An 8,435-nucleotide genomic window follows, 5' to 3' on the forward strand; every position below is an offset into this window, starting at 1 on the left:
CCACCATATATGCAAAGTACTGATATGTCCATGTCGGATATTTTTTTCCTTAGCACTTTCTATACCCACTTCCTTTACCGGAAACGACTCTTCAATAAACCGTTTACTTGTCATAAATCCTCCTCCAGATAATCAACTTATTATAAAGTAAACATACTTTACCATATCATAATACTAATAATACACGCATCCAGTGTAGCGGGAGCATCCTTGCTCCCGTATAAAAAGCGTTATAGCGGAAGCATTCTTGTTCCCGACCTACTCAACCTTTCCCGACCTCTCTATTTCTTCCATCCTCACAATATATCTAACCACTTTTTCTTCAGGTTGCATATTGTCCGCAGGATTCCGAACAATCTTCAATTCAGGATTTGTAGATGCGTTAAACACAATATACAAATAATAATCATCTTTAAATCGTTGTGCATGTAGCCATTCATTCTGCGTAATAATAACATCCCCTTTATCCGCACGCGTTTTAACCTCTATATACCGTATCCCAATAGATTCCCCATTCTCATCATATTTCACAGAACGAATATCAAACCCTAAATTCTGTTCAGAAACATCCTCAGGATTCCTCCCCTGCTTCCGTTCATATTCCATTGCGACATGCATACCTATTGCTTCTATCTCTTCACTTACAATAATGGGTTTCTTCCCTTCTCGTTTTTGATAGGGCATTACTCGAACAACCGATAAAAGACGAGGAGTCTCCATAGATAGGGATGTCTCTTTTTGAATCTGTTTACGTAACTCCTCTTTTTGGTGTTCGTATCGTCTCTTCTTCTCCTTAGTATTGTTTATTACCAGTTCCACATTTTCACCGTTATCTTTCCGTTTTTCTAATTTTATTAGGTCCTCATCTAATTTATCAATGAAATATTCTAATGATTTCACCCCATAGTTCTTCTTAATTTCTGCCTGCCGATTCCGTTCCTGAAGCAATTCGTTCTTATATTCTTCCAGCGCCTGCAAAGCGGTGCGTAATACCTTATTCTCTATTTCCTCTACGGATAAAGATGACTCCGATATAGGTTGATTTTCTTGCTCTAAGTCCCAAAGGATAGACGGTGGAATAGGTTTAATGTTTGCTCCATCTGTATAAAATGAAAAAAGCCGTTTTCCTGCGGTAGCCCCTGTTCCATCCTCAATTTCACCTTCATAAAAGATAATATATCCATCCAGTTTTCCGTCCGGATCATAAAAAACAGCTCCTTCCGCAAGATTATCCATTAATGTGTTTTCTATCCATTGTTGGACCGCCTCAAACAAGGGATGTCCAAATGATAAAAATTCAACCGTTGAGTCCCTTAGCGCCACTTCCTTATCGAAGGTAACTCGTTTATATTTATTCTGAACCAACCCAAAACGTTTACGAAATTTCTCATCTTCTGCAATCCTTCGTAGTTCATAAGGAACCGATTCTATAGAATAGATTTTTTCACCTATTTTCTTCATAGTCCCTTTTAAATAACTATATACCTTCTTAAAATACAGTTCTGTATATTCCGGTATTAACCGATTTTCTTTGGCTTTTTGGGATAACTCCTTTATTGAGGTAAAGTTTATATGTTTGGTTACAAGCGTATCCGAAAAAATGTTCTCCTTAACTTGGGAAATAAACTCTTCATTAATTTCAGGAATGGTTCCTTCAAGAATCTCATTAATATCCCGGGCATTCAATGCAGCATCTGTTAATGCCTCCGCTACTTTCTTGCTTTCTATAAATTCACCAATAACATCATATACCTTATCTGAACCAAGAGCACTACGAATCTCTTCTAATTTTTCAAGAATACGGTTTAACACACTTCCTTCTCGTGTATCTATCGCAACAAAATTGTGAACATACACCTCGCGACTCTGTCCATAACGATGAATTCGCCCCATACGTTGTTCTAACCGATTCGGATTCCACGGAATATCATAATTAATCATCAAATTACAAAACTGTAAATTAATACCTTCACCCGCCGCTTCTGTGGCTATTAAAATGTCTGTCTTATTCCTGAAAGTATTTTCTGCATCAATCCGTTCTTCTAAATTCATACCACCATGAATTGTATTCACTCGAAAACCCCATTGTTGAATCTTTCCGGCAAGATATTCAAGGGTATCTCGGGATTCCGTGAAAATAAGTATTTTCCTTTTTACAGGGTCTTCAATGTTCTTACTCAGTTCTTCTATAGATTCTCTCAATCGTTTTAATTTTATTTCGTTTTCTCCTTTAATGATTTCTTCCGCCCGCAGAATAAAATTATCTATTTGTTTGATTTCTCCTTCCAATTCTTCTTTATTTCTGGAACTGCTTACTGTTTCCCATTTTTCTTCTTCTTTCCATCGTTCTTGTTCGGAAAGATCTTCAATTTCATCAATATCTGTGATATATTCTCTCTTCTCTTCTTTTTCGGGTTCAGGTTGGTTTAAATATTCTTTTAACCGGTTCTTTCTCCGTTTTAAAGACTCTAAGAGGGCATACATACTCGAGGCAAAACGACGCTGAAGAATGACAAGTGCAAATGCAACATTCTTTTTCTTCTCATCATCTTTGAGCTGTTTATACTGTTTCTCAACATATTTTGATAAGTCGTTATACAAAATTTTTTCAGCCGGAGACTCTCTCCCCAAATCGTATGGAATCGTTCTTACATTCCGCGGTGTAAATAGGGGTCTGCCATCAAAATCTCTCAAATCTTCCTTAATTCTACGAATAAAAAGAGGATTATTCCCTGCCTTAATGGACTCTATCATCATTTGATTTGTGGCAAAAAATCCAGGTTCTAACAGGTCTAAAAATAGACGAAAATTATCCGCATCTCCTTTATGCGGTGTAGCCGTAAGGAATAAAAGATGTTCCGTGCAATTAGACAATACCTCCCCTAATTTATACCTTTCCGATTTTTCTGTTTTCTGTCCATAACGATAAGCACTAAGTTTGTGAGCTTCATCAACAATGATAAAGTCAAAATTTGTACTGGATAATGTCTGCTTCACATCATTTTGCTTGGCAAAATCAATCGAAGTTATACATTGATTATACTTTTCCCAGATATTTACACGATATCCCTCATCAAAACGACTCCGATCTATAATTTCAAAATCTTCCTCAAATCGGTCCTTCATCTCCCGTTTCCACTGGTCTTTCAGATGTCCAGGGACAACTATTAAAATTCTTTTAATTAAACTACGTAGTTTCAGTTCTTTAATAATCAATCCCGCCATAATCGTTTTTCCAGCTCCCGGATCATCTGCAATCAAAAAACGAATACGCAATAACTTCAAAACATAGTTATATACCGCATCAATTTGGTGAGGCAAGGGGTCCACTTTGGATACATGCACCGCAAGCAACGGGTCATACAACGAAGCATAACGATACCGAATCGTTTCTAACGAAAGAAAAACCTCCTGAGCGGGTTTAGAGAATGTCCCACATGAGGGAAGAATCGTTAATTTATTTAAATCATCTTCTCTTAGTGTTAAATTTTTATATTTTTTACTTTTAATTAATACCCCTGTCATTTGGATATAACCACCTATTATACATTCACATGTGTCTATTTTCATAGGTTCAGGTAAAAACGGATCAGAAATAACAGTTCCTTTTTTTAACTTTTCTAAAATATTTTCCATATTTACTTCCTCCTTCTTATATTATCTATCCAGATAATCTACTTTGTCCAATTCATTCAATCCCCTCCGCCCCGTCCGTTTTTTTGTTTGTCTGTCCTGTCCGACTCGTCCGACTGGTCCGACTCTACTCTTTCTTCTCTCTATCTCGCCAACGTTTCCGTTCATGATACATCCGCTCCGTAAAACCACCCTTCTCCAAAAACTCCCGCTCCAACCGTTCTAACTGCTTCCTCAACAAATATGTCGCCTGATGAATCAAACAAATCACCGTATTTCCCGCAACCTCTGCCGACGCTGTCCTTATCCCATAAATGTCCGACGTGTCCGACTCGTCCGACCTGTCCGACTTATACATCTCCCTTATCCTTCGTGCCTCCGGCGAATCCTTGCCCCATTGTCTCAACCCATGCTGTCTCAAATAATCCTCATAATCCCGCAACAACTCCTCCAAACTTGCCTTTGCCACACCTGTCAACTTAATCTCCATCTTCTTTGATGTCGCAGACGCCATACTCCCTTCTGCAATATTTTGAACTCCACTCCTGCTCGCCTGAATCATCTGGTCATGTGTTCTTGATTTCTTATCAATGAACCGCTCACAAAACAATACCGTCGCATCATATATCTCCTGCGCTACTTGAAAACTCCGCAATCTCCGATAGCCCCCATGTGGAGGAATTAACCTCCCATCAGACATAATCCTTCCTTTCTCTTTTGTGTTATTTTGTCCGACTTGTCTGACTCGTCCGACTTGTCCGACCCTTTAAATTCATGGTCGGGGCGGCCGGATTTGAACCGGCGACCCCTTGGACCCAAACCAAGTGCGCTAGCCGGACTGCGCTACGCCCCGAAACCATACTATTATACCTCTTCCACTCCTAAAATAGCAATTTCACCATCACCCCGTCCAACCCGTCTGACTTGTCCGACGTGTCCGACTCGTCTGACTTGTCCGACGTGTCTGACTCGTCTGACTTGTCCGATGTGTCCGACTCGTCCGACCCGTCCGACTCTCCCCCCAACTTTATTTGCATTTATCTCTCCTTTTTTGCGATAACAATTATTGAACCTAAACACGGAGAAACAAATATGAAACCAAACTCAATCATTTTCGTAATGTTTATCCTTTTGGCTCCCCTCTGTTTTGCACAAATCGTCCTTGAAGAAGCCTTCGAACAGGGGTCAACCGCTCCTGACGGCTGGCAAACAAAGGTCTGGCAGGGCAAAGGCGATTTTCAATATCCTGTCCCGGGGAAAACCGGCAACGCAGTCCAGATTTCATCTTCCGAAGGCGGGGACTTATCCTGGTTCAAAGAAGTAGATGTCTCCCCATTTGCCCAATACAAACTCTCCGGCTGGATTAAAACAGATAACATTCAATTAGAAAACGGTGCGGGTGCTTTACTCAACATTCACGGAATTGATGGTGCTCGCACAACCTCATTATCCGGCACAAACGATTGGAAATATGTTGAATCTACATTCTTTGTCGGTTCTCAAACACGAATAATGGTGAATTGCCTCTTCGGGGGTTGGGGATTGGCAAAAGGAACTGCAATATATGATGATATCAAATTAGAAAAAATATCAGATATGGTGATGGGTGATATGCAAATAAACATTGACCCATCTCAGAAAGGCACCCCCATACACCCATTTATTTACGGTCAGTTTATTGAACATTTAGGTCGCTGTATTTATGGCGGTATCTGGTCAGAAATGCTCGAAGACCGCAAATTCTTCTATTTAATCAACACTACCGACTCTCCCTGGAAATTACATCCGTCAGATATGATGCTATTCATAGACCAGATTCATCCCTACACCAGTTGGTACACCCCTGTCATCCTCCTCAATCCCCATCGAGAACGTGGTCTGATACAGGATAATTTGGAAGTCATTGCAGGAAAAGAATATGTCGGTAGGGTCATATTGAAATCCACACACCCCGACATCACAGTTAAGGTTTTATTGCGTTCCGGCGACACACTTCTATGCGAACCCGCAATTATACAAAACATTTCGCAGGATTATCAGAAATACGCATTCAAACTCAAAGTGGATAAAGACGGCAAACCTGCCCAATTCGCTATTCTCGCCACAGGGCAGGGTAACCTGTTCATCGGTGCGGTCTCACTCATGCCCGGCGACAACATCAAAGGGATGAGAGCGGATACACTCGCCCTGCTAAAACAACTCAATTCTCCTATTTATCGCTGGCCCGGCGGTAATTTCGTCAGTGGATATAACTGGAAGGACGGTATCGGCGACCCGGACAAACGCCCAACACGCAAAAACCCCGCCTGGGGCGGTATTGACACAAACGATTTCGGGATGGACGAGTTTATGCAGTTCTGTCGTGAAATAGGAACGGAACCCTTAGCAGTGGTCAACACAGGTCTGGGTGATGTGCAGTTAGCTCGCGATATGGTCGAATACGCTAATGGCTCATCAGATACACCGATGGGCAAATGGCGTGCCGATAATGGACATCCCGAACCCTATAAAATTACCTACTGGGGTGTTGGCAATGAAATGTATGGCGAATGGCAGTTAGGTCATGTGCCTGTAGATGATTATGTCAAGCGTCATAATGAGTTTGCACAAGCCATGAAGGCAGTTGACCCTACCATCAAACTCGTTGGTGTCGGTGAAAACATGGGTATCTGGAGCCAGAAGATGTTAGAGAATTGTGCAGAAAATATGGACTACATAAGCGAGCATTTTTATTGTGGAGAAAAGAAGGATGTATTTGAACATGTTTACCAGTTAGCCGAGAGAATAAAAGCCAAAGTAAAAAATCATAAAGGTTATTTAGAAACGATACCTGCGTTAAAGGAAAAATTTGTCCCCATTGCAATGGACGAATGGAACTACTGGTATGGAGACCATGTCTATGGCGAACTTGGCTGTGTTTACCACCTGAAAGATGCGTTAGGTGTGGCTATTGGCTTACATGAATTCTTCCGCAACAGCGATGTAATAACCATGGCAAACTATGCCCAGACTGTAAATGTAATATCTGCCATTAAAACTACCAAAACGAGTGCTTTCTTTGATACGACAGGGCTTACCCTGATGCTGTACCGTCAGCGTTTTGGTTCTGTGCCTGTGGCTGTCGAGGTAAAACCGCTATCGGATAGCAATCAGGCAGGAGTATCTATGGTACCAATTGATGTTTTCTCTGCCTGGAAAGATGAGCAAGAGGGGATATTAACTCTCTCTGTGGTAAACCCCATGGATAGGGCAATTAATGTCCATGTAGGCGTAGCAGGCAAGGAAGTGACACCACCGAAAACCGCATGGATACTCACGGGCAAAGAGCCAATGTCCATTAACCTGCCTGATACTGAACCTGGCGTCTGGCTGAAGGAAGAAAAAATCAATAAGAAAGCCTTCCCTGAAATGGAAATTCCACCATTTAGCATTGTTATCACAGAATTAAAAGTAAAATAAATTTTAAACGATAGGAGCATATCTTATGTTATTAACATCCTTTGTTATTGCGACCGCTATTGCCACTGCTTATGAGCCCACATGGGAATCATTGGACCAGCGACCTAATCCGCAATGGTTTGAAGATGCCAAATTTGGTATTTTTGTACACTGGGGAGTCTATTCTGTCCCGTCATGGGCACCCAAGGAAACCTATTCGGAATGGTATTGGAATCACATGCAAAATAAAGAGGGTGCCACATGGAAATTCCATGTTGAGAAATATGGCGAAAAATTCCAGTATCAGGATTTTGCCCCGATGTTCAAAGCGGAATTATACGACCCCAACCACTGGGCAGATGTATTTAAACGCTCAGGTGCGAAATATGTCGTTTTGACATCCAAACATCACGATGGTTTTTGTATGTGGCCCAGTGTTCAAAGTTGGAACTGGAATGCGATGGACATCGGACCGCATCGGGACCTCGCAGGCGAGCTCATCAGTGCAGTAAAGAATGCTGGACTTAAAGCAGGGTTTTACTACTCATTATATGAATGGTTCAACCCGCTGTATAAACAGGATGTACATCGTTATGTAGAGGAACATATGTTACCGCAGATGAAAGACTTAATTATTCGCTATCAACCGGATGTGTTCTGGCCTGATGGGGAGTGGGATTACCCGAGTTCTGTCTGGCGGAGCACGGAATTTTTAGCCTGGCTGTTTAATGAATCGCCCGCACCAAAGGATATTGTTGTAAATGACCGCTGGGGCAAAGATTGTCGCAATATACATGGAGGATTTGCGACCCCTGAGTATGGACATATCCCCGAGGGTCCGTTGATGGAAAAGGGACTGTTTGAAGAGTGTCAGGGGATGGGTCGGTCATTTGGTTATAACCGAAATGAGACGGCGGAAAATTACCGTAGCACCGCGGAATTGCTTCACCTGCTTATAGATAATGTCTCACGGGGTGGTAACCTACTATTGGACATAGGTCCATCCGCAGATGGACGCATCCCGGAGATAATGGAGGAACGACTGCTCGAGATGGGTAAGTGGCTCGAGGTGAATGGGGAAGCCATCTACGGTTCCGATGTGTGGAAGGATGCACCGAAGATGGAGAATTTCCGTTTCACACGCAAAGGGAATGCAATATATGCCATAGCGTTGAAATGGCCCCCTGAGACATGGACCATCCCCAAACCAGCCGAGTTCCAGACCGTGCCCAAAGTAAGTTTACTCGGCACAGACATTCCGGTAAATGCGGAAGACCAATACGGGCAAATAGTTATAACTACACCTTGCGTCTCCCCTGCCCAAATCCCATGCCAACACGCCTGGGTATTTAAGTGCGAGTTTT

At 42.0% G+C, this 8,435-nt stretch carries 6 protein-coding genes and 1 tRNA gene; 2 read left to right on the forward strand and 5 right to left on the reverse strand.

Annotation, left to right across the window (positions count from 1 at the left end; translation table 11 throughout):
• Nucleotides 1-258 precede the first annotated feature (258 nt).
• The 5 genes from PLJ10_12265 to PLJ10_12285 all read right to left on the reverse strand — a co-directional run bounded on the left by PLJ10_12265 (nucleotide 259) and on the right by PLJ10_12285 (nucleotide 4,713).
• A complete protein-coding gene (locus tag PLJ10_12265; GenBank protein HOK10417.1) occupies nucleotides 259-3,636 on the reverse strand; it encodes a helicase-related protein in 3,378 nt (1,125 codons plus the stop codon).
• A 21-nt stretch (nucleotides 3,637-3,657) separates the two neighbouring features.
• Nucleotides 3,658-3,801, reverse strand: a complete 144-nt coding sequence (locus tag PLJ10_12270; protein ID HOK10418.1) for a hypothetical protein — start codon at nucleotides 3,799-3,801, stop codon at nucleotides 3,658-3,660.
• Nucleotides 3,761-4,333 carry a four helix bundle suffix domain-containing protein gene (locus tag PLJ10_12275; protein ID HOK10419.1) on the reverse strand — a complete coding sequence of 191 codons (573 nt, stop codon included), beginning with the start codon at nucleotides 4,331-4,333 and terminating at the stop codon, nucleotides 3,761-3,763. The genes PLJ10_12270 and PLJ10_12275 overlap by 41 nt, the downstream gene beginning before the upstream one ends.
• Nucleotides 4,334-4,408: 75 nt before the next feature.
• A tRNA-Pro gene (locus PLJ10_12280) sits at nucleotides 4,409-4,486 on the reverse strand.
• 11 nt (nucleotides 4,487-4,497) lie between these two features.
• Complete coding sequence (locus PLJ10_12285) at nucleotides 4,498-4,713, reverse strand: hypothetical protein (protein HOK10420.1); 216 nt, start codon at nucleotides 4,711-4,713, stop codon at nucleotides 4,498-4,500.
• A 12-nt stretch (nucleotides 4,714-4,725) separates the two neighbouring features.
• Between PLJ10_12285 and PLJ10_12290 the strand changes: the two genes are divergently transcribed.
• On the forward strand, nucleotides 4,726-7,092 hold the full coding sequence (locus tag PLJ10_12290) for an alpha-L-arabinofuranosidase C-terminal domain-containing protein (GenBank protein HOK10421.1): 2,367 nt from the start codon (nucleotides 4,726-4,728) through the stop codon (nucleotides 7,090-7,092).
• A 25-nt stretch (nucleotides 7,093-7,117) separates the two neighbouring features.
• On the forward strand, nucleotides 7,118-8,435 hold a 1,318-nt coding region (locus PLJ10_12295), incomplete at its 3' end, for an alpha-L-fucosidase (GenBank protein ID HOK10422.1).

The organism is Candidatus Hydrogenedens sp. (genome assembly GCA_035361075.1).
Lineage (GTDB): Bacteria > Hydrogenedentota > Hydrogenedentia > Hydrogenedentales > Hydrogenedentaceae > Hydrogenedens.